Raw genomic sequence first — 22,432 nt, 5'->3', positions numbered from 1 at the left:
TTATTTTTTTTAACTCACAAAGATATATGAATATGACGATATAATCTTTTCATGTGTCGGCAAAATTTGGCTATTTTACAAATTGACACATATATTTGTTTATCAGTGTTTTTTCGTCCGGAACCCCATCAAAATCAGCAGGATCATCACTGCCCAGGTGAGCATTTGCAGCGTTACCCAGAGCCAGCCGCCGGCTTGCCAGCAGAGCAGTCCTACGAAGGTGCCGAGCGCGCCGCCGGTGAAAAAGGTGGTCATGTAGATGGTGTTGATGCGGCTGTGCGACGACTCGTCGAGGGTGTAGACCAGTGCCACGTTGGTCACCTGCATGGCCTGCGCCCCGATGTCGAGCAGAAGCACGGCAGCCACCAGCATTATCACCGACTGGCCGAGAAAGAGCATCAGCAGTACGGCGCCAATCATCATCGCAATGGCGTAGAGCTGCACGCGGTTGGTGTTTCCCCGGTCGGACTGTTTCCCGAAAAGCGGGGCCATCAATGCTCCGGCTATGGCCACCAATCCGAAGAGACCGATGGTGTCGGTATGGAAATTGAAAGGTTCCCCGCTGAGGTGAAACGTGAGAGTGGTCCAGAAGGAGCAGAAGATGCCGAACTGGAAAGCGCCTATCAGTGCCACTTTGCGCAACAGCGGATAGCGTGGCAACATGCCGAGTGCTGAGCCAAGCAGTTTCAGGTAACTGCCCTTGAACGGGGTTTCCACTTCGGGCAGATAGGTTTTAAGCAGTATGGTAACTGCCAATACCGCCATCGCCGAAAAGCCGTAAACCCATCGCCACGTGAGCCATTCGGCAATAGCACCGCTGAACACCCGCGCGGCAAGGATGCCGATGAGGATTCCGGTGAAGATGGTGCCCACCGTTTTGCCCCGGTTAACGCTGTCGAGACCGGCCGCCATGGGCAGAATCACCTGCACGGCTACCGACAGGATGCCGATGAGTACGCTGAGCACCCACACCTGTAGGATGCTGGACGCGAAAATCATCAGCAACAACGAGAGAAACAACAGCATCAATAGGTTTACAATCAGCGATTTTTTGTTCACCTTGTCACCCAGTGGCGTTATAAAAAAGAGTCCGAGTCCGTAACCGATCTGTGCAAGCATGGAGGTGAGTCCGGCCTGCGCTTCGGTGCATCCGAAGGTGAGGGACAGATCTTTCAGAATAGGCTGATTGTAATAGATATTGGCAACCGAAATGCCGGCTGCCACCGCCATCAGCATTACCTGAAAGCGCGAAAGAGATTTATTGGGAGTATCGGTTGGAGTCATTGTGATGAAAGCGAATGGAACTGCAAAGGTAGATATTTCGCAGGCAGATACAATTGGGTGATGCGAGCTCCGACTCGCATTATTTTTTACAGCGACTCGGAGGTCGCTGCACCCAGTGGTGTGCCGGCAGATCCGTTCTTTCACATCTTTTAATGGGACAAAGAGTACCATTTCCCACTTTGTTCAACGACATTTGTAATCGCAAATTGGTTAAGAATAAGTGAGGGGATCGCTCCAAGCGACCCCCTCACTAAAACAACAATTCTAAAAGAAGAAAATATATGAAGTATAAACAATTCGGAAATACAGGATTGATGGTGTCCGAACTCTGCCTTGGCACGATGACTTTCGGCGGCAAAGGCTACTGGACAGCCATCGGAACGCTGCCTCAGGAGGAGGTGAATGGATTGGTAAAACAGGCGGTCGATGCAGGCATCAACTTTATCGATACGGCCAACGTGTACAGTCTGGATCTGAGCGAAGAGATGACCGGACAGGCCATCCGTGATTTGGGTCTGAAACGCGATGATTTGGTAATCGCCACTAAGGTGTGCGGCATGATGGGCGAGGGTCCCAACCAAACTGGATTGAGCCGCAAACATATCCTGCAACAGGCCGACGAGAGTCTGAAACGCCTGAATATGGACTATATCGACCTGTATCAGATTCACGGCTTCGATCCGTTGACACCGTTTGAAGAGACGCTGGAAGCACTTGATGTGTTGGTAAAAAGCGGCAAGGTTCGCTATATCGGTTGCTCCAACCTGGCGGCCTGGCAAATTATGAAATCGCAGGGTATCTCGGCACAAAACCGACTGGCAAAATATGTGTCGTTGCAGGCCTATTACACCATCGCCGGGCGTGATCTGGAACGCGAGTTAGTGCCATTGTTGCTCGACCAGAAGATGGGGCTGATGGTTTGGAGCCCGCTGGCCGGAGGCTTTCTAAGCGGGAAATACAGTCGTAACGCATCTACCGAAGAGGGCCGTCGCGTCAACTTCGATTTTCCTCCTATTGACAAGGAGAAAGCGTTCGACATTATCGACGTGATGCAGGAGATAGCAGCGTCGAAAGAAATCTCCGTAGCACAGATTGCGTTAGCCTGGTTGCTTCATCAACCGGTCGTTACTTCGGTAATTGTGGGAGCAAAGAAGCCGGAGCAGTTGGCAGACAACCTCAAAGCAATTGAGGTAAAATTTACCGACGATGAACTAAGCCGTCTGGATGAAGTGAGCAAACTGACACCCGAATATCCTGGTTGGATGATCGAACGTCAGAGTCGGTATCGGGAATAAAATTGTGGTATTTTTTTAGTAGTTGAAGGCAGTTTCGGTTCTCCGGGGCTGCCTTTTTTGCATGAATATAGATTCGATTTTTTTCCTTAATTTTGAACCCCTTCTAATCTACCATTCTCAAAGAGTGATGACTACGTTGTTTCAAGGAATCATTTATAAATTTCATATATGCTAAAGAAAACCTTTATTCTGCTATTTTGTGTGATGACGGTCGGTATGCTATGGGCGCAAAATCCGGCCAAATGGTTGCGCTATCCGGCCATTTCGCCCGACGGCAGCAAAATTGCTTTCTCCTACCAGGGAGATATTTATGTGGTTGACAACCAGGGAGGAACTGCTCGTCAGCTTACCAGTAATCCTGCCTATGATTATCGTCCTGTTTGGTCACCCGACGGCAGCAAAATTGCTTTTGCCTCCAATCGAAAGGGCAACTTCGACGTTTACGTGATGGATGCCGACGGTGGCAATCCCGTTCGTTGGACGACCCATTCGTCCAACGAAGCACCTTATTGCTTTACGCCCGACGGGAAAGAGATTATTTACAGCGGGTTGATTCAGGATCCGGCTGCCAGCCTCACTTTCCGCAGCTATGGCGAGTTGTACAAGGTCTCTGTGAAAGGCGGTCGTCCCGAACAGATCTTCGCGGTGCCTGCCGATGAGGCAACGATGAGTCAGGATGGGAAATTCATCTATTACAACGACATCAAAGGTGTTGAAAACCGCTGGAGAAAACACCACACCTCGTCGGTCGTGCGGGATATTTGGATGTTTGACACCCAGAATAAAAAATACACCAAACTGACTGCCACCAACGGTGAGAGCCGCACTCCGGTGCTTTCTCCCGACGGCAAAACCCTCTATTTTCTGGGCGAACGGGGCGGCAGCTTCAACGTGTTCAAATTTCCGGTTGCCGATCCGAAAAACGTGACTCAGGTTACGTCGTTCAAAAAAGATCCGTTGCGTTTCCTTTCGGCATCACGTAACGGAACGCTGTGTTATACTTTCCAAGGAGAAATATATACACAGCAACCAAACGGTAAGCCACAGAAAATCAGCGTCAACGTAAAACGTGACGACTCAGCCGAAGAGACGGAAGTGCTCAAATCGGGAAAAGACGCTTCCGAAGCGGTAGTTTCGTCCGACGGCAAGCAGATGGCTTTTATCTTCCGTGGCGATGTCTTTGTCTCTTCGGTAGATTACGGAACGACCAAGCAAATCACCAATACCCCGGAACAGGAGCGTCAGGTGAATTTTAGCCCCGATGGCAAAAAACTGGTTTATTCCGGTGAACGCAATGGTAGCTGGAATCTTTACGTGGCATCCATCGCCGATGCGAAAGAGCCCAACTTCCCGAATGCAACCATCATCAACGAAGAGTGTGTTTATAGCACTCCCCGCAATGCGATGTATCCCAAATTTTCGCCCGACGGTAAAGAGATCGCTTTCTACGAAAATCGTTGCGAATTGAAAATCATTACCCTCGCCGATAAGAAAGTGCGTCAGATCACCGACGGCAAAACCACCTTCTCGAGCTCCGATGGCGATCTCGATTTTAACTGGTCGCCCGACGGCAAGTGGATCACATTCGACTACACGCCCAATAAACACTGGCCTTACAATGACATAGGCATCGTCAGCACCAAGGGTGGCGAACCCATTATCGACCTGGTGGCGAGCGGCTATACCAACCGCAATCCGAAATTTGTGATGGGAGGTGATGCCATTCTCTTCTTCTGCGACCGTTACGGGATGCGCAGTCACGCTTCGTGGGGCTCGCTCGACGATGCTTTTCTGGTCTTCCTCAACAAAGAGGCGTACGACAAGTTCAAACTCTCTAAAGAAGAGGCCGAATTGTTGAAGGATAGCTCTGATAAAAAGAAAGAAGATGACAAAAAAACGGAGGGTGCTGACAAGAAAGAAGATAAAAAAGCTGATGCAAAAGAGAAAGTAAAGGAGATAAAGCTGGAACTCGATAATATTGAGGATCGCATCGTGCGGGTTACCATCAACTCGTCGAAAATGGGCGATGCCGTTATCTCGAAAGATGGCGAAAAACTCTATTACCTTTCGGCTTTTGAAAACGGATACGACCTCTGGACAAATGAGTTGCGCAAGCAGGAGACCAAACTGATGATGAAGCTCAATGCCAAAGAGGCAACGCTCGCTTTCGACAAAGACGAGAAGAACCTCTTTGTGCTCTCGCCCGTTGCACCGCAAAAGATAACGCTGGCAGGAGAAAAGAAAACGCCGATTGCCTACAACGCGCAAAAAGTGCTCGATCGTCCTGCCGAACGCCAGTATATGTTCGACCACGTGGTGAAACAGGTGCGCGAGAAGATTTTTCGCGAAGATATTTTCGGTGTCGACTGGAATTATTATGCCAAAGAATATGCCCAATATCTGCCTTACATCAACAATAACTTCGATTTTGAAGAGTTGTTGAGCGAACTGTTGGGGGAGTTGAACGTATCACATACCGGAGGTCGCTATCGTCCCGAAGCCTCGGGAGACGAAACTGCAGAACTGGGTCTTTTCTTCGACTGGAATTACAAGGGGGACGGACTGCAGGTGACCGAAGTGCTCGAAAAAGGACCGTTCAACAAGGCAACATCGAAAGTGAAAGAGGGTGTTATCCTTGAAAAAATCAACGAACAGCAGATCAGCAAAGGAGAAGATTATTTCCCGATGCTTAACCTGTTGGCGAATAAAAATGTGAAGGTGTCTTTCTACAATCCTTCGACCAAAGAACGGTGGGATGAAACAATAAAACCGGTTACCCGCACCAAATACAACGATCTGCTCTACGATCGTTGGGTGAAACGCAATGCCGAACTGGTTGACAAACTCTCGAAAGGGCGTTTGGGTTACGTGCATTTGCAGGCAATGAACGACGGTAGTTTCCGCGAAATCTATAACGACCTGTTGGGCAAATACAACGATCGTGATGGTATCGTGATCGATACCCGTTACAATGGCGGTGGCCGTCTGCACGAGGATATCGAGGTGCTTTTCAGTGGCAAGAAATATTTCTCGCAGGTAATGCGTGGCAAAGAGGCGTGCGACATGCCGAGTCGTCGCTGGAACAAACCATCGATCATGCTCGTTTGCGAAGCCAACTACTCAAATGCACACGGTACTCCGTATGTTTACAAGCATGTAGGTATCGGCGATTTGGTAGGGATGCCCGTGCCGGGAACCATGAGCAGTGTGTGGTGGGAAACTTTGCAGGACAAAACCCTCATTTTCGGAATTCCTATCGTGGGAATGCGCGATAACGACGGCAACTATTTAGAAAACATGCAGCTGGAAGCCGATTATAAAGTGGCCCAACGTCCCGAACTGATTCAGCAGGGAGAAGACGAACAGATTGAAAAAGCGGTGGAAGTGCTGCTGAAACAGGTCGATAGTAAGAAGAAATAACGCATTGCTTTTGATGAAATATTCAAAGGGTCGCAACTGAAAAGTTGCGACCCTTTGTCGTATTATGCGAGAAATTGCTTTGTATTATCCACCATAAAGAGAGGAATATTCAACAGGTTGCCATCTTGTTTCAGGTTTTTCAACGAATAACGAAGTCTCCGCTTTGGAGAGAACTGTTTATCATAGACATTCAGGCTTTTGCCTGCAACATTTTCGTCCGCTTTTACTTCTACCGGGACAATTTCATTCCCAACCTGAATAATGAAATCAACCTCTGCCTGATTCCCCGATGTCCAGTAGCGGGGAGTTACTTCAAACTGCGTTAACAAGCTTTGTAGCACATAATTTTCGGTCAACGCCCCTTTGAATTCTGTGAAAAGCCTGTTGCCTTCGCGGATTGCAACAGGATCGAGTGCGGAGAAACGGCGCAGCAAGCCTACGTCTGACATGTATATTTTGAAAGCAGAAAGATCGTCGTAAGCCGATAGCGGCAATCCCGGCTTTTTGCAACAAAAGATTTTATGAATTAATCCCGCCTGCAAAAGCCACGAAAGCGCATCCTCGTATTCACGGGTACGGGCTCCCTGTTTCACCGTCTGATAAATAAACTTCTTATTTTCACGTGAAAGTTGTGACGGAATAGAATTCCATAGTAGAGCAATCTTTGGAATGGTGGCTTTATCTGCATGTTTTGAAAAATCAAGGCTGTAGGCATCGAGTATATTTTTCAAAACTCTTTGTGTCAACTCCACATCTTTGTGATCGAGAAGAGCAAGAATTGCTTCCGGCATTCCTCCCGACAGAAAATACATTTTGTAATGGTCGATCAACTGGTTGAAAAACAAGTCGGGAATAGGTTCGATGGTTCGGATGGATGCAAGATAATCGGCAAGGCGAGGATCGGCTGACTGCAAAAACTCAGAAAAAGTGAACGGGTAGATTGTCATAAATTCCACTTTTCCGACAGGGAATGAGGCTCCCCTCGCAAGGGTAACGCCCAGTAACGAACCGGCACAGACAACAGCATATTCGGGAGCATTTTCGCAAAAATATTTCAAGCTGTTCAGAGCATCGTTGCACTCCTGAATTTCGTCGAAAAAAACAAGCGTTTTTTGCGGTTCGATTGGTTTTCCGTTTATCAGGGTGAGATTCGACAACAGCCTTTGTATATCTTTCGTTTGTTCGAAAAATTGCTTCAGTTCGGGTTGCTCGTCAAAGTTGAAATAGGCGATATTCTCGAAGCAGAGAGCCCCGAATTTTTTCAATAACCATGTTTTCCCTACCTGACGTGCTCCTTGAAGAATCAGAGGCTTCCTTGTTTTTGAATTAAGCCAGGTCTGTAATTGTGATAAGGCAGAACGGTTTATTTCCATACGGCAGTGGAGTTTTGATGGTGCAAATATACACTTTCTTTGGTTCAGTTCGACAAGTAATCACACATTTCGTGCCAATTATGTGATTTTTCTCACACTTTCGGCACGAAATATGTGATTTCGGCTTTTATGGCCGTACATGGCAGATTCATATTTTATTCCTAATTTTGAGCTATCAAATTCCTTCGTAGCCTCGCTTATCCCGATTGCTTCTGCCATCGGATGAGGCTTTTGAATATTAAACTTTGAACTGCATGTTTCTGAATCCCGATGCCGAAAAGATGACCCCTTTTATTGTGATGGAGGTGCTGGAACGGGCATCCGAACTTGAAAAACAGGGTATTCCCATCATCCACATGGAGGTGGGAGAGCCCGATTTTGATGTACCGCAATGCGTTGCCGAAGCTGCCGAAAAGGCGCAACAGAGCGGCAAAACTCACTATACCCACTCGCTTGGCGATCTCGCTTTGCGCGAAGCCATCTGCCGTTTTTACAAAAAGGAGTACGGAGTAACGGTAACACCCGGCCGTGTACTGGTTACTTCGGGCAGTTCGCCTGCTATCCTGATGATATTGATGGCGATGTGTAATGCCGGCGATGAGGTGATTATGACTAATCCGGGCTATCCCTGCTACCGCAATTTTGCGCTGGCCTGCCGGGCTGTTCCTGTCGATGTGGAGGTGCGCGCCGAAACGGGATTTCAGTACGAAGCCGAATCGTTGCAAAAGGCCATCACGCCACGCACCCGGACGCTCTTTTTCAATTCACCCATGAATCCTTCGGGAACATTGGCCGACGAATCGGTTTTCCGGATGTTGGCACAATTACAGTTCCCGGTTATCTCAGACGAAATTTATCACGGTTTGGTCTACAACGGGAGGGCGCACTCCATCCTTGAATTTACAGATAATGCTTTTGTGGTGAATGGCTTTTCTAAGCGTTTTGCCATGACCGGACTACGGTTGGGTTACGTGATTGCACCGCAGGAGTATATGCGCATGTTGCAGATTCTTCAGCAAAATCTCTTTATCTGTGCCCCTTCTACGGCTCAGGCTGCAGGAATTGCCGCACTCGAAGAGTCCGACGCAGATGTGGTGAAAATGCGGGCTGTGTATGACGAACGCCGTCGGTTTATGATTCACCGTTTGCGCGAAATCGGGTTTGAAATAAAGGTTGAGCCTCAGGGAGCTTTTTACGTATTAGCCGATGCACGAAAATTTACTTCCGATTCGTACAAATTTGCTTTCGATGTGCTCGAAAATGCACATGTCGGCATTACGTCTGGAGTCGATTTCGGAACCAAAGGCGAGGGATTCGTCCGTTTTTCGTACGCCAATTCGCTCGAAAACATTGCGGAAGGACTAAATCGGTTGGAACGATATTTGCAGGAGAGGATGATGTGAGAAGGTGGAGATTTGAGGATGTGGAAATAATCCACTGTTTATTTCTCTGCGTCCTTTGCGTCTATCTTAACGCTTTCTGCGGTTTTCGAACAGATTCAATCGTAAATTGTAACCCCGATAACTATCGGGAAAAATCGTAAATCAATTTTATGCTTTCATTCAGACCGGTAACATTATCGGACAAAGATTTAATAAATAGCTATTTAAAGCAACAGCATACACGGCTTTTCACCTATTCATTCGAGGTGCTTTTTCTGTGGCGGAATGTCTACGATTTTCAGATTGCCGAATTTGACAATCACCTGTTAATCAAAACCTATGTTGACGGATGCCACTATTTTCTCTTCCCCGTTGGCAACGACGATTTGATCCCGACCCTTGAGGCGATGCTCGATCACTCTTTTTGTCTCGATTGCGCTCCGGTGATCGGGCAAATTACTCCTGAAAACAAGGAAGTGATGGAGCGACTGATGCCCGGCAAGTTCAAATTTATCCCTTCGCGCAATGAGTACGAATATCTTTACGAGTCGGAAAAACTGGCATCTTTGAGCGGTAAGGCCTTGCAGCCCAAGAGAAATCATATCAACTTCGTTGAAAAGAACTACTCGTGGCAATTTGAGCCCATCACGTCCGATAATATCGGCGAATGCATTGCGTTCAACGATGCCTGGGATTACCACTACAACGACAATCCTGAGTCGAAGCGTTTTATTGAAAACAAGGCCATCAACGACTATTTTCTCTATTATGACAAAATGCCACTTGATGGCGGCTGCATCCGTTTGGATGGTAAAGTGGCCGGTATCTCTGTCGGTACTCCGCTCAACGATGAGGTCTATCTTTGCCTTTTTGAAAAGGCATCACACATTCATCGTGGATCTTATACGTTGATAAACAGAGAAATGATTCGTCATTACGCCACCGGTTACAAATATGTGAACCGGGCGGAGGATGGTGGCGTGGAGGGTTTGCGTCAGGCCAAACTGTCGTACAATCCGGCTATTTTGCAGGAAGTCTTTCTGGCCGAGCTTGCTGAACAATAAGTTGCGAGGTATCTTTCTTGACGTTCTATACTTATAGTTATGAGAAGGTGAATATTTTTCCTAGAAGCTCAATTCTCGGGTCTGCAATATATCAAGAAAAGAGTGATATATTTGCTATTAAAAGTGGAATGAAATTTTTACAAGAATATTAGTATTGCCATGATTAATAAAACTTTTAATTTTTATTGTGATGAAAGTTGTCATCTCGAAAATGACCACTTCCCCTTTATGCTTATTTCATACGTTAGCTCTTCATACAATCAGGTAAAAATACATTCTCGGAATATACGGGCTTTGAAGGAGAAATATTTTTTTAAAGGAGAAGTAAAATGGAGTGCACTTTCAAAATCTCAATATCCTTTTTATAAAGAGCTTATTGAATATTTTTTTGCTACTGATTTGCAATTCAGGGCTATTGTCATTGATAAATCACAACTTAAACATGAACTTTTTCATCAAACCCATGATGATTTTTACGACAAAATGTATTTTCAATTATTGAGCAAGAAAATATTTCCCGAATATAATTACAATATCTACATTGACATTAAAGACACTCATAGTTATGAGAAGGCCGCAAGCCTAATGAATTATTTAAATAGGAATTTCGTATCGGTTAGAACTTTGCAGGTGATCCGTTCTTATGAAAGCGAGTTGATGCAACTTACTGATGTACTTATGGGGGCTATTGCCTATCATCTAAGAAATGAAAAGAGGGTTATTGCTAAAAATAAGATCATAGATCGAATCCAATCGCATTGTCCATTGCCGATCACTCAAAGTACTCCTAAGGCTATTGAGAAGTTTAATCTGTTTTATATTGATTTAAAATAAGCTGCGTTATGGATTTTAATATTCTCAAAATTTATCCGCAGTTACTTGACTTAGCTTGCTTGACAGTTTCTCAAAGGAATGAGTCTTTGAAGGCTGTCTTCAAGCGAGATATAGAAGATAACCCGAAATTTCAATTCCGCAGTAAATGGATTCGACCGATCAAGAAAGATGGGCAAGTATCAATGGAGATACTTTTGAATCATTTAATAACAAAGGAAGATAAAGATGAAAAGGGGAAGAAGATTGGCTCTAGAAGTTTTGATATGGCGCGCTCGCAACGATTACACTGGGTGAAATTCCATATTGAAGAATCAAGATCTGATGTCATAGATGTTTTTAGTTTCATTGACCGAGTTAAGGGTAGATCTGTGACTCGCACTTATATTTATGATATAGAGCAAGAGTATGTTATAATTCTTGAACCTCAACGGAGTGGAACTGACTATTACCTGCTTACAGCTTATTATTTGAATGAACCTGGAGGTAAGAAGCAAATTGAGAACAAACAGAAGAAAAAATTACCGGATGTTTATTAAAACGCAAGGCTCGGTAACAATCTTGTGTTATCGAGCCTCGAAACTCTTTTCTCCTAATATGGCAGAATGAGCACTACAAAGGTACAACATTTTCTAATTTTCAACATCAAACATGATGTATATTTTTATTTTTTAACTATAAGTGGCCTATTATAAACTTGTTACAATCTATTTATCCTCTTTTGTTGTTTTGCCAGGAATCTCTAATTTTCAACATTAATAAATGATTAATCGGTGAGGATTGGAAATGGTTTCTCATCGCTTTCTCGTAAAAAATCAATACCTTTGCACTCTGAAAAATTCATATCGTTATGATTGATAAGATAAACCAGCTGAAGGCAGAAGTGGAAAGCCTGACAGCCGCCACACAAGAAAAAGCCGAAGAATTACGTATAAAATATCTCAGCAAAAAGGGAGAAATCACCTCTTTGTTCAATGCATTTCGCGAAGTGCCCAACGACCAGAAACGTCAGGTGGGTCAGTTGCTTAACGAATTGAAAGAGGCGGCTACCGCCAAGATCAACGACCTGAAAGAGTCGCTCGAAAACAGCGCATCTACCGGTAGCGAAACCGATCTGACCCGTTCGGCTGATCCTATTCTGTTGGGAACACGCCATCCGCTCTCTATCGTTAAAAACGAAATCGTCGATATTTTTGCCCGCATCGGCTTCACCATTGCCGAAGGTCCCGAGGTAGAAGACGACTGGCACGTTTTCGGTGCGCTCAACTTTCCGCCCGAACACCCGGCCCGCGATATGCAGGATACTTTCTTTATCGAAAAAGATCCCGATGTGTTGCTCCGCACCCACACTTCGTCGGTTCAGTCGCGTGTGATGCTCAACCAGCAACCTCCGATCCGTGTTATTTGTCCGGGTCGTGTTTATCGTAACGAAGCGATTTCCTATCGTGCACACTGCTTCTTCCATCAGGTGGAAGGTCTTTATATCGACAAAGACGTATCGTTTGCCGACCTGAAACAGGCGTTGCTCTATTTTGCCAAAGAGATGTTCGGCGAAGACACCAAAATCCGTTTGCGTCCGTCTTATTTCCCGTTCACCGAACCATCGGCCGAAATGGATATTTCCTGCAATCTTTGCCACGGCGAGGGCTGTCCTTTCTGTAAATATACCGGTTGGGTGGAAATCCTCGGTTGCGGTATGGTTGACCCGAATGTGCTTGAAGCTTGCGGAATCGACAGCAAAGTTTATTCCGGCTACGCTTTCGGGATGGGTATCGAACGTATCACCAACCTGAAGTATCAGGTGAAAGACCTCCGGATGTTCTCCGAGAACGATGTCCGCTTCCTGCGACAATTTGAGTCGGCAAATTAATTGATATTTAAGTGATTATTATATGGGCTGTTTCATTTTGGAACAGCCTTCATTATTGCATCCAGCACACGGAATTCACGGATTGTACAGAAAAACACAGATTTTTTTGAAGTTATTTCAATTAAATACTTAGTGGGTTTCCGTCTTTTCCGTTTATTCCGTGTGCTGCTTTTATTTTTGAGATGAATCCGAAGAAACTCTTTTCCAATGAAGCATTCGATGTGCTGAAGATCGATAACGTTCGTTACTTCCTGACTTATCGGTTTGTGATGACCTGTGCCACCATGATGCAGTCGATTGTGATTGGTTGGCAGGTATACAGCCTGACTAAAAATGTGCTGTTGCTGGGCGTGATTGGATTGGTAGAGGCAGTTCCGCAGGTGGGGATCGCTTTGTTTGCAGGCCACTTTGCCGATATCTGGGATCGGAAGAAAATCATACAATATACTACCATTCTGCTGCTTTTGGGAGCAGGTATTCTGTTGGCATACAGCGTCCCAGAACTCGATTGCTATACCCGCTTCGGTATTTTCCCCATGTTTATCACTATTTTCCTCACCGGTTTTGTGAGGGGAGTACTAATGCCGGCGCATACCGCATTTCTGGGGCAAATCGTTCCAAGGGATAAGCTTACCAGTGCGGCAACATGGAACAGTACCAACTGGCAGTTGGCTGCCGTTATCGGACCTGCTTTCGGGGGATTGTTGTACGGATTTTCAGGGGTTGTTCCGGCTTACACAGGGGTATTTATCCTGTACGCCTTTGCAATCTACCTCATTAGCCGCGTGAAGAGTCAAAGAGTTGCTCCTGTTATCAATACCGACGAAAATATCTTTGAACGTATCAGCGTTGGAGTTCGGTATGTGTTCAAAAACCAGATTCTTCTTGGCGCTTTCAGCCTTGATATGTTTGCCGTACTGTTTGGTGATGCGGTGGCGTTGTTGCCGGTTTTTGCTTCCGATATTCTGAAAACAGGACCCGAGGGGCTGGGTGTTTTGCGTGCTGCTCCGGCAGTGGGCGCCATCCTGATGTCGGTTTATCTGGCCTTTAATCCTCCGGTTAACCGTTCGGGGCGTAAATTGCTCTGGTGTGTGGTCGGATTTGGTCTGGCTATTATTGCTTTTGCTCTCTCCAAAAATTTCTATCTATCGGCTTTCCTGTTGCTTTTGAGCGGGTCGTTCGATAATATGAGCGTGGTGGTGCGCGGAAGTATTCTTCAGCTCTATACTCCCGATGAGGTTCGCGGGCGCGTGGCGGCGGTCAACAGCATCTTTATAGGCTCTTCCAACGAAATTGGTACCTTCGAATCGGGGCTGACTGCAAAATACATGGGCACCATTCCGTCCGTTATTTTCGGTGGTTGCATGACTTTGCTTATTGTGGGCATTGCCGCGCGTAAAGCGCCTAAACTGCGGAAGCTGGAATTGAAAGATGCAGTATGATCCCTAATTTGTCATCCTGAAACATGCTTTACCAGAGGAATTTTCGACAAGAGGAAGGTGACTATAAATGAAGCCAACAAGCAAACAATTGTCACACACGGAATCCCGATCAACGGATTGATAAACGAAGCTGTAAAACCGGCATCCGACAATTGGGTAAGGATGAAAACATGTGACAGATAGATGCCAAAACTGTATTTGCCAATTAGATTGGTCACCAGTCTGAACTTCCCCAGCGGAAGATAATAGTGCTTTATAAACACAAATATACCTGAAGATGTGATAATCACATTGGGACTTAGATAGGTATAAAAATATCCGTTAAAATTGCCGTCATTTTCCGACGACAGATAAGTACCGATCATGGTGATGATCACTCCGATAATGAAGAGCAGAAGTCCCATTGTTTTTACTCTTTTCCCCTCAATTTTATAAGCTAACAGGTAACCGAGGATGGGATAACCAAGATAGCCCGAAAAATAAGTAAAATCGATATTGGGAACCGAAGGGTTGATTCCCGGCAAATTGAACAGTAAGACGCAGATCCATACGATGATATAGTAGAATATCTCTTTCCCGGAACTATTGACAATCCACTTGCTTACCAATGGAATAATGAGATAGATTCCAATCAGCATGTACACATACCACAGATGATACGAGGCGCCGGTTTTGAGTTGATAGACCATGTAACTGTAGGTTTGCCAAAAGTCCATTTCGATTCCGTGCTCTCTTTTCAGATAGATTTTGTAAGCAATGTAAATCAGGCTCCAAAAGAGGAAGGGCAGTAGGATTCTGGTAATGCGTTTTTTGAAAAATTCTCCTAACTTGTAAGTCTTTGGCAGAATTAAAGCCCCGGTTAGCATCAGGAATACAGGCACGCAAAAGCGGACAAGGCTGTCGAATACATTCCCGATCCACCACTCCGATTGAGGAACATCTCCATATTTATTCACTATTTCGGAAGAAACATGCAAAATGATAACACTCACAGTTGCAAGTGCTCTGAGGTCGTTTGCCCAAACAAACTTCTTTTTGAGGTGATGCATGTTGATGCTTTGTTGGTCGTTAAGCCCCGATAAATGGAATAGTAATATGCGGCGCAAAATTACACTTTTTTTACAGATCAGGCTACTTTATCCGCTGATGCCGGTTCTTTCTTTTTATTTGTATTAATACAGTTTAATATATTATGCGAAATAATATTGCGCACAATGTATTATCTTTGCACCCGAATTTTAATATTATCAGGAAGTGTTACAATTAGACAATCAGGCATGTTTTCCGCTATATGCCCTTTCACGGGAAATTATTAATCATTATCGTCCGTTACTGGACGAACTTGATCTGACTTACCCTCAATATCTTGTAATGATGGTTTTATGGGAGTCCCAGCCACAGACGGTGAATCAGTTGGGAGGACGGTTGTTGCTCGATTCGGGCACGCTGACTCCATTGTTGAAACGGCTTGAACAAAAGGGATTGATTTCCAGAACCAGGCGTTCATCTGATGAACGTGTAGTGGAAATTTCGCTGACAATAGACGGGGTTGATCTTAAGTCTTCGGCTATAGATATTCCCGGCAAAGTGATGCAAAGCATGAATGTGACTCTGGAAGAATTGACCGAGCTGCGCAATGTTGCCCGTAAATTATTGGCAAAAACCAACCGGGGATGTACTTCTGCCGGCAAAACCGAATAATCGGACGCTTCCTGTTTGTTTTATCTCAAAACTGTAAACGACATTATTATGACATTATTAGAAAATCTTCAGTGGCGTTATGCTACAAAACAGTATGATCCTACCCGAAAAGTTGCTCAGGAGGATGTCGATAAAATTATTGAAGCAGCTCGTTTTGCGCCCACTTCGTCGGGGTTGCAACAATTCAGAGTATTGGTTATTACTAATCAGGAGTTGAAAGAAAAAATAGTTCCCATCGCCTGGGATCAGCAAATAGTGGCCGACTGTTCGCACTTGCTGGTTTTTGCAGCCTGGGATCGCTATACCGAAGAGCGTATCGATACAATTTACGATTACACTACGGATGAACGCGGCTTGCCTCGTGGTCGTTTCGGGTCGTACACCGACAAAATCAAGGCGCTTTATCTGCAACAAACCGCCGAGCAAAACTTCGTACATACTGCACGTCAGGCCTATATCGGTTTTGCGATGGCTATTGCTCAGGCAGCTGAACTCAAAGTGGATGCAACGCCAATGGAAGGCTTTTCTCCCGATGAGCTGGACGAATTACTCGATTTGAAGTCGAAAGGATTGAAAAGTGTGCTTCTGCTCCCCTTGGGCTATCGCGATGCTACCAAAGACTGGTTGGTAAATATGAAGAAGGTGCGGAATCCCAAAGAAGAGTTTGTTATCGAATACAAATAAGATAATTTTTGAACGATACGGAAGGGCTATTTCTCTAAGGGAAATGGTCCTTTGCTTTTAACTGGATAGTAATATCTGACAAAGAGGAGACTCAATTTACAAGGTCAAATCCTTCATTCGTCCCCCGGAAACGACCGCTTCGTCGATTTTTGATAGTATAACTAAGGAATAAGCTATTCCTTTGCAGCCGAAATCAAACTACATAAAGTTATGTCAGACAATCGCAAACCTGCATTAGGTTTTATTTTCATTACACTTTTACTCGATGTTATCGGTTTCGGTATCATCATTCCGGTTATTCCAAAATATATCAGTCACCTTATTGGAAGTGACCTGAGTCATGCCTCCATTTACAGTGGTTGGCTGATGTTTTCATTTTCGGTGATGCAATTCCTTTTCTCTCCGGTTATCGGTAGTCTGAGCGACCGTTTCGGGCGGCGTCCTGTATTGCTGATTGCACTTTTCGGCTTTGGGCTCAATTACCTGATTATAGCTTTTGCGCCTTCTATCGGGTGGCTCTTTTTGGGGCGAATTCTGGCAGGAATCACGGGAGCAAGTTTTAGTACGGCAACCGCTTATGTAGCCGACATCAGTACTCCTGAAAAACGGGCTCAAAACTTCGGATTGATCGGGGCTGCCTTTGGGTTGGGATTTATCATCGGTCCGGTGTTGGGCGGCGTACTCGGACAGTACAGTCTGCAACTGCCTTTTTTGGTGGCTGCCGGCCTTACCTTTTTGAACTGGATTTACGGCTATTTCGTTTTACCTGAGTCGTTGCCGAAAGAGAACCGTCGTAAATTTGATATTCGGCGGGCCAATCCGATAGGTTCACTGATGTTGTTGCGCAAATATCCGATTGTGTCGGGGATGGTCGGGTCGTTGATTTGTGTCATGGTGGCCAGTTTTGCAACTCAAAGTACATGGACCTATTTTACAATGGAGGCTTTCCACTGGAACGAATCGTTAGTGGGTTATTCACTGGGCTTGATTGGTCTTTTGATGGCAATTGTACAAGGCGGTCTGGTGCGTATTGTCAATCCGAAATTAGGGCCGGTAAAATCGATCTACATCGGACTTGCTTTTTATGGATTGGGATTCCTGCTGATTGCATTTGTGCCGCAGGGCTGGATGTTATTCCCGTTAATGATTCCTTTCAGTCTGGGTGGTATTGCCGATCCGGCAGCTCAAAGCATTATTTCCAACGAAGTTCCGTCCAATGAGCAGGGAGAGTTGCAAGGTGCACTCACCAGCTTGCGTAGTGTTACATCCATTGTGGGACCGGTGTTGATGACTACGCTTTTTGCTCATTTTACGGCAAAAGGAACGTCGGTTTATTTTCCGGGGGCTCCTTTTGTGATGGCATCGCTACTGGTTGTACTGAGTATTCTACTTGCTCGGAATACCCTGAGTACAATCAGAGTGCGAAACCGCAACGATAAATAGCCGCTTTGCAAAAACAAAAAAGAGAGCCGTTTTGGCTCTCTTTTTTTGATTATATCAAATTGATATTTAATTTTTTACATTGCTCATACATCTCTTCCGGCCAGATGCTTGCCTGAATTTCTCCGATATGGGCTTTGCGCAGAAAAAACATGCAAAGGCGTGATTGCCCGATACCGCCACCTACCGAAAGAGGCAACGAATCTTCCATCAGTCGTTTGTGGAAATACATTTGGAGGCGTTCCGTTTTTCCTTCCATCTCAAGCTGTTTCAGCAGAGCTGCCTTGTCTACGCGGATTCCCATGGAAGAGACTTCGAACGGAATTTCAAGAACCGGATTCCAGAGAATGATATCCCCGTTAAGTCCCGGGAGCCCTTTTTCGCCGGCAGTAGTCCAGTCGTCATAGTCCGGTGCACGACCGTCGTGTTTTTCTCCGTCGCCAAGTGGACCGCCAATGCCTATTATAAATACAGCGCCGTATTGTTTGGCTACATTATATTCACGTTCTTTCGGGGAAAGATCCGGATAGAGCTTGCGCAGTTCTTCAGAATGGATAAAGGTAATCTCGGATGGTAACGAAGGGCGTATTTCAGGGAAGCTTTCCGAAACCAGGTATTCGGTGCGAAGAAGCGTGCTGTATATTCTTCTTACAATCGATTTCAGAAAGTCAATATTGCGTTCTTCGGCCGACATAACGCGTTCCCAGTCCCACTGATCCACGTAAAGCGAGTGCAGGTTGCCCAGTTCTTCGTCGGCACGGATGGCGTTCATGTCGGTGTAGATGCCGTAGCCTTGTTCGATATTATAATCGGCAAGTGTCACCCGTTTCCATTTAGCCAGCGAATGCACCACTTCTGCGCGGGCATCATTCATATCTTTAATGGGGAAATTTACGGCACGTTCCACTCCGTTCAGGTCGTCGTTGATACCAGTGCCCTGAAGCACGAAAAGAGGAGCCGTGACGCGGCGTAAACGTAATTCGGCAGAAAGATTGGCCTGAAAGAAATCTTTGATTTTAGTGATTCCCAATTCTGTTTGTTGAAGATTCAGAATGGGCGTGTAGTTTTTCGGTTCAATTAGATAACTCATAGAAATGTGATTTTTTATAGATCAGACAAAAAGAGTAACAAAGTTAATCAAATTGCTATAAAAATCCCCGATAAAATTACAAATCTATTGTTTTTAACTAACAAAAAGTCAGAAATATGCTATTCGCGATTCTGAATCCGCTCCATCCGTTGCAACAATGTGGGATGCGAATAATGAACAAAAACGTAGGCGGGGTGGGGATTGAGGTTACTCAGCGCCTGCACGGAGATTTTCTGCAATCCGCTTATGAGAGCATCTCCCAGTCCGTAGTCTGCTGCAAAAGCATCGGCTTCATATTCATGCTTCCGGGAGAATACATTCATTATAAGGCCAAGAATAATAGATATGGGTTGATAGAGCAGACCGAATACCACTATGCCAATATGGAATGAAGGTTGCGAGGCTCCCAGCACTTCAGCAGAAATCGGCAAACGAAGAAATAATGATAGTATATATAAAAGGATAAATGATTGGACAAAGGATGAGATAAGAGACGAAATGACATGTTTCTTTTTGTAGTGCCCGACTTCATGTGCCAGCACGGCAACAACTTCTTGTGTGGCTAGCTGTTCAATCAGTGTATCGTAAAGCACCACCCGTTTCTTGCTCCCAAAGCCTGTAAAATAGGCATTGGCCTTGGTGCTACGTTTCGATCCGTCAATGACAAATATATTTTTCAGGCTGAACCCTGCTTTTTGGGCAAACGCTTCAATTGCGGTGCGGAGCTCTCCTTCCTCAAGCGGTTTTTGCTTATTGAACAATGGCACAATCCATTCGGAATAGAAAAGCAGCATGACAAGCGAGAACAGCGAAATTGCAGCCCAGGTTGCCAGCCAGAAATTGTCTCCTAATTGCTGATACAACCAAAGGATCAATGCCAGAATCCCTCCGGCTAAAACAATCGTCAACAAAAGTGATTTGAGTGAATCGAGGATAAATGTTTTTGCGGAGGTTTTATTGAAGCCGAAACGTTCTTCGATCACAAAAGTGCCGTAAATACTGAAAGGCAGAGTGAGCAGTTCGTTACCGACGAACAGAATGCCGAAAAAGAGTAACGAGGTTACAATGCTGTTGTCGCTGATGCTGCGGGCAATGTCGTCGATCCATGCAAAACCACCCAGCAATAGCATTCCCAATTCCAGTGTTAATGCAAATAAGCGGGTATAATCTTCAAACCGGCTGTTTGCCAAGGCATAGTTTTGCTGTTTGGCATATTTTTCTTCATCGTATATTCCGATTAATTTTTGAGGAATAACCGGGGAAAGCCGTCTGCGGTTGAGGATGGAAAGTATTTGTTCGAGCAGGTAATCGCCTGCCACAAAAATGATAATCAGGATAAATAGGTGTAAAGCCATAGAATTTAATTTTGAGAGGCAAATTTAGCTATTAAGAGGGTATTCGGACGAAGCCTTTACAATAAAAATGTAATGACTGTTCTTTTCGTTTTTGATGCACTACAATGCAATGTACGAAATCCCGTTTTTAAGATTTTTCAACGCCCGCAAAGGGAGAAAAATAGTTTCACTCTGAAACTATCCGTTTCTTGCTTCAAATGCCTAAAAATCATGCACAAATACTATACAAGTGTGCAATTTGATTAGGTGTTTTTTAAGAAAAAATAAACATCAAAAATACATGCCAAAACTGGTTTTTTGGTTAACTTTGTGGCAAAACAAACATCACTTACTTATATGTCACGCGAAATAAAATTCAGTTTAGTGTACCGCGACATGTGGCAAGCTTCTGGAAAGTATGTGCCACGTGTTGACCAACTTACAAAAATTGCACCGGTAATTATCGATATGGGCTGTTTTGCCCGTGTTGAGACCAATGGTGGTGCTTTCGAGCAGGTTAACCTGCTTTTTGGTGAAAACCCTAACAAAGCCGTTCGTGAATGGACAAAGCCTTTCAACGATGTCGGTATCCAGACACACATGCTGGAACGTGGTCTTAACGGCCTCCGCATGTTCCCTGTACCTGCCGATGTACGTCAGCTGTTCTTCAAAGTGAAGCATGCTCAGGGCACCAACATTTCACGTTCATTCTGCGGCTTGAATGATACCCGTAACCTCGAATTGTCGGTAAAATATGCAAAAGAAGCCGGTATGATTTCGCAGGTTGCCTGCTGTATCACCAACTCGCCGATCCATACTGTGGATTATTACATGGCAATGGTGGACAAAGTGGTTGAATTCGGTTGCGACGAAATCTGTCTGAAAGACATGGCCGGTATCGGTCGTCCGGCTTTCCTTGGCGAACTGACAGCCGCTATCAAAAAACGTCATCCGCACATTAAGATCCAGTATCACGGTCACACAGGACCTGGTTTCTCTGTAGCTTCAATGCTTGAAGTGGCTCGTGCCGGTGCTGATTACCTTGACGTAGCAATGGAACCGCTCTCATGGGGTATGGTTCACCCTGACGTAATTACTATTCAGGCTATGTTGAAAAATGCAGGCTTTACAGTTCCTGACATCAACATGGAAGCTTACATGGAAGCACGCTCGTTGACACAATCATTCATCGACGACTTCCTCGGTTACTTCATCGATCCGGGTAACAAGGTGATGACCTCTCTCTTGGTAGGTTGCGGCTTGCCTGGTGGTATGATGGGTTCTATGATGGCCGACCTGAAAGGTATGCATGGTGCTATCAATATGGCTCTCCGTTCTCAGAAAAAACGCGAAGTAACAATCAACGAACTGGTTGTCCTATTGTTCCAGGAAGTTGAATACATTTGGCCACGTTTGGGTTATCCTCCTTTGGTAACTCCGTTCAGCCAGTATGTGAAGAACATCGCCCTGATGAACGTAATGCACATCCTGAAAGGCGAACCTCGCTGGAGCACCATCGACAAAAATGCATGGGACATGATTCTGGGTAAAACGGGTAACCTTCCAGGCGAACTGGCTCCCGAAATCAAAGAACTGGTTAAGAAAAACGGCTTCGAATTCTATACAGGCAATCCTCAGGATGCATTCCCCAACGAACTGGACAAATACCGTGCCGAAATGAAAGAAAACGGCTGGGATGTTGGTCAGGACGAAGAAGAACTGTTCGAATTTGCAATGCACGAACGTCAATACCGCGACTACAAAAACGGTAGCGCTAAAAAACGTTTCGAAGCTGAACTTGAAGCTGAAAAAGCAAAAGCAGGTGCTCCGATTATTATTACACGTCCGGTCGTTGAAGTTCCGAAAATCGACGTTACAACCGTTCAGGAACAATATCCGAATGCGAAAGCCGTTCAGGCTCCTGCAAAAGGACAAATGTTGTGGGAATACGATGTGGTTGACGCATCGAAAGCTCCTAACATCGGCGATGCAGTGAAAGAAGGCGATACAGTTGGTTATATCCAGACCATTTACGGTATTGAGCCGGTTAAGGCTGCTTTTGCCGGTAAAATTGTCGCTACTTATCCAAAACAGGGCGATATCATCGAAAAAGGCGAAATCCTTGCTTTTGTTGACTAACAACAATCGATAATTCATAATGAACCCCATGATCCGGAAACAGATTATGGGGTTCATTTTTTGGTAATGCCTGACAAAAGAAG

Annotated in this window: 17 protein-coding genes; 12 read left to right on the top strand and 5 right to left on the bottom strand. The window is 45.2% G+C overall.

Annotation, left to right across the window (positions count from 1 at the left end):
- Positions 1-102 precede the first annotated feature (102 nt).
- The gene (locus F8N35_RS09875) at positions 103-1,284 is read right to left on the bottom strand and encodes an MFS transporter (RefSeq protein ID WP_293052114.1); all 1,182 of its coding nucleotides are present in this window, start codon (positions 1,282-1,284) and stop codon (positions 103-105) included.
- A gap of 281 nt (positions 1,285-1,565) precedes the next feature.
- Here F8N35_RS09875 and F8N35_RS09870 point away from each other — a divergent pair, with 281 nt between their 5' ends.
- On the top strand, positions 1,566-2,579 hold the full coding sequence (locus tag F8N35_RS09870) for an aldo/keto reductase (protein ID WP_293052111.1): 1,014 nt from the start codon (positions 1,566-1,568) through the stop codon (positions 2,577-2,579).
- 168 nt (positions 2,580-2,747) lie between these two features.
- Positions 2,748-5,999: a S41 family peptidase gene (locus tag F8N35_RS09865; RefSeq protein WP_293052108.1), complete on the top strand. Its 3,252-nt coding sequence runs from the start codon at positions 2,748-2,750 to the stop codon at positions 5,997-5,999.
- A gap of 62 nt (positions 6,000-6,061) precedes the next feature.
- Here the strand turns inward: F8N35_RS09865 and F8N35_RS09860 are convergent, their stop codons facing one another.
- Positions 6,062-7,372, bottom strand: a complete 1,311-nt coding sequence (locus tag F8N35_RS09860; RefSeq protein WP_293052105.1) for an ATP-binding protein — start codon at positions 7,370-7,372, stop codon at positions 6,062-6,064.
- Between the two features lie 254 nt (positions 7,373-7,626).
- On the opposite strand from F8N35_RS09860, the gene F8N35_RS09855 reads away from it, so the two are divergent.
- The 6 genes from F8N35_RS09855 (at position 7,627) to F8N35_RS09830 (ending at position 13,961) form a co-directional block, all read left to right on the top strand.
- Complete coding sequence (locus F8N35_RS09855) at positions 7,627-8,775, top strand: pyridoxal phosphate-dependent aminotransferase (RefSeq protein WP_293052102.1); 1,149 nt, start codon at positions 7,627-7,629, stop codon at positions 8,773-8,775.
- Positions 8,776-8,924: 149 nt separating this feature from the next.
- The gene (locus tag F8N35_RS09850) at positions 8,925-9,818 is read left to right on the top strand and encodes a phosphatidylglycerol lysyltransferase domain-containing protein (protein ID WP_293052099.1); all 894 of its coding nucleotides are present in this window, start codon (positions 8,925-8,927) and stop codon (positions 9,816-9,818) included.
- A 159-nt stretch (positions 9,819-9,977) separates the two neighbouring features.
- Positions 9,978-10,652, top strand: coding sequence for a DUF3800 domain-containing protein (locus tag F8N35_RS09845; protein ID WP_293052096.1), 675 nt, complete (start codon positions 9,978-9,980; stop codon positions 10,650-10,652).
- An 8-nt stretch (positions 10,653-10,660) separates the two neighbouring features.
- Complete coding sequence (locus F8N35_RS09840; protein WP_293052093.1) at positions 10,661-11,188, top strand: hypothetical protein; 528 nt, start codon at positions 10,661-10,663, stop codon at positions 11,186-11,188.
- 311 nt (positions 11,189-11,499) lie between these two features.
- Entirely contained in the window at positions 11,500-12,519 is a 1,020-nt protein-coding gene (locus F8N35_RS09835; protein ID WP_293052090.1) for a phenylalanine--tRNA ligase subunit alpha, read from the top strand.
- Between the two features lie 182 nt (positions 12,520-12,701).
- On the top strand, positions 12,702-13,961 hold the full coding sequence (locus F8N35_RS09830) for an MFS transporter (RefSeq protein ID WP_293052088.1): 1,260 nt from the start codon (positions 12,702-12,704) through the stop codon (positions 13,959-13,961).
- Between the two features lie 11 nt (positions 13,962-13,972).
- Here F8N35_RS09830 and F8N35_RS09825 read toward each other — a convergent pair whose 3' ends face one another.
- Positions 13,973-15,067: an acyltransferase family protein gene (locus F8N35_RS09825; RefSeq protein ID WP_293052085.1), complete on the bottom strand. Its 1,095-nt coding sequence runs from the start codon at positions 15,065-15,067 to the stop codon at positions 13,973-13,975.
- Between the two features lie 148 nt (positions 15,068-15,215).
- On the opposite strand from F8N35_RS09825, the gene F8N35_RS09820 reads away from it, so the two are divergent.
- The 3 genes from F8N35_RS09820 to F8N35_RS09810 all read left to right on the top strand — a co-directional run bounded on the left by F8N35_RS09820 (position 15,216) and on the right by F8N35_RS09810 (position 17,789).
- Complete coding sequence (locus tag F8N35_RS09820; RefSeq protein ID WP_293052082.1) at positions 15,216-15,662, top strand: MarR family transcriptional regulator; 447 nt, start codon at positions 15,216-15,218, stop codon at positions 15,660-15,662.
- A 48-nt stretch (positions 15,663-15,710) separates the two neighbouring features.
- Complete coding sequence (locus F8N35_RS09815) at positions 15,711-16,346, top strand: NAD(P)H-dependent oxidoreductase (protein WP_293052079.1); 636 nt, start codon at positions 15,711-15,713, stop codon at positions 16,344-16,346.
- A 210-nt stretch (positions 16,347-16,556) separates the two neighbouring features.
- Entirely contained in the window at positions 16,557-17,789 is a 1,233-nt protein-coding gene (locus tag F8N35_RS09810; protein WP_293052076.1) for a TCR/Tet family MFS transporter, read from the top strand.
- A gap of 49 nt (positions 17,790-17,838) precedes the next feature.
- On the opposite strand, the gene asnA is transcribed toward F8N35_RS09810, so the two are convergent.
- A complete protein-coding gene (gene asnA, locus F8N35_RS09805) occupies positions 17,839-18,876 on the bottom strand; it encodes an aspartate--ammonia ligase (RefSeq protein WP_293052072.1) in 1,038 nt (345 codons plus the stop codon).
- Positions 18,877-18,995: 119 nt separating this feature from the next.
- Positions 18,996-20,231: a M48 family metallopeptidase gene (locus F8N35_RS09800; protein WP_293052068.1), complete on the bottom strand. Its 1,236-nt coding sequence runs from the start codon at positions 20,229-20,231 to the stop codon at positions 18,996-18,998.
- Positions 20,232-20,567: 336 nt separating this feature from the next.
- On the opposite strand from F8N35_RS09800, the gene F8N35_RS09795 reads away from it, so the two are divergent.
- Complete coding sequence (locus F8N35_RS09795) at positions 20,568-22,349, top strand: oxaloacetate decarboxylase (RefSeq protein ID WP_293052065.1); 1,782 nt, start codon at positions 20,568-20,570, stop codon at positions 22,347-22,349.
- Positions 22,350-22,432: the final 83 nt, after the last annotated feature.

Origin of the sequence: Paludibacter sp., from assembly GCF_009712605.1 — a bacterium.
In the GTDB taxonomy this organism is placed as follows: domain Bacteria; phylum Bacteroidota; class Bacteroidia; order Bacteroidales; family Paludibacteraceae; genus Microbacter.
This window is presented reverse-complemented; position numbering and strand designations above follow the sequence as displayed.

Bases quoted from the DNA above. Each gene is read 5' to 3' on its own strand.
- F8N35_RS09845 (WP_293052096.1), top strand. From the start codon at position 9,978: ATGATTAATAAAACTTTTAATTTTTATTGTGATGAAAGTTGTCATCTC.
- F8N35_RS09850 (WP_293052099.1), top strand. From the start codon at position 8,925: ATGCTTTCATTCAGACCGGTAACATTATCGGACAAAGATTTAATAAAT.
- F8N35_RS09800 (WP_293052068.1), bottom strand. From the start codon at position 20,231: ATGGCTTTACACCTATTTATCCTGATTATCATTTTTGTGGCAGGCGAT.
- F8N35_RS09855 (WP_293052102.1), top strand. From the start codon at position 7,627: ATGTTTCTGAATCCCGATGCCGAAAAGATGACCCCTTTTATTGTGATG.
- F8N35_RS09835 (WP_293052090.1), top strand. From the start codon at position 11,500: ATGATTGATAAGATAAACCAGCTGAAGGCAGAAGTGGAAAGCCTGACA.
- F8N35_RS09810 (WP_293052076.1), top strand. From the start codon at position 16,557: ATGTCAGACAATCGCAAACCTGCATTAGGTTTTATTTTCATTACACTT.
- F8N35_RS09795 (WP_293052065.1), top strand. From the start codon at position 20,568: ATGTCACGCGAAATAAAATTCAGTTTAGTGTACCGCGACATGTGGCAA.
- F8N35_RS09815 (WP_293052079.1), top strand. From the start codon at position 15,711: ATGACATTATTAGAAAATCTTCAGTGGCGTTATGCTACAAAACAGTAT.
- F8N35_RS09830 (WP_293052088.1), top strand. From the start codon at position 12,702: ATGAATCCGAAGAAACTCTTTTCCAATGAAGCATTCGATGTGCTGAAG.
- F8N35_RS09865 (WP_293052108.1), top strand. From the start codon at position 2,748: ATGCTAAAGAAAACCTTTATTCTGCTATTTTGTGTGATGACGGTCGGT.
- F8N35_RS09870 (WP_293052111.1), top strand. From the start codon at position 1,566: ATGAAGTATAAACAATTCGGAAATACAGGATTGATGGTGTCCGAACTC.
- F8N35_RS09840 (WP_293052093.1), top strand. From the start codon at position 10,661: ATGGATTTTAATATTCTCAAAATTTATCCGCAGTTACTTGACTTAGCT.
- asnA (WP_293052072.1), bottom strand. From the start codon at position 18,876: ATGAGTTATCTAATTGAACCGAAAAACTACACGCCCATTCTGAATCTT.
- F8N35_RS09875 (WP_293052114.1), bottom strand. From the start codon at position 1,284: ATGACTCCAACCGATACTCCCAATAAATCTCTTTCGCGCTTTCAGGTA.
- F8N35_RS09860 (WP_293052105.1), bottom strand. From the start codon at position 7,372: ATGGAAATAAACCGTTCTGCCTTATCACAATTACAGACCTGGCTTAAT.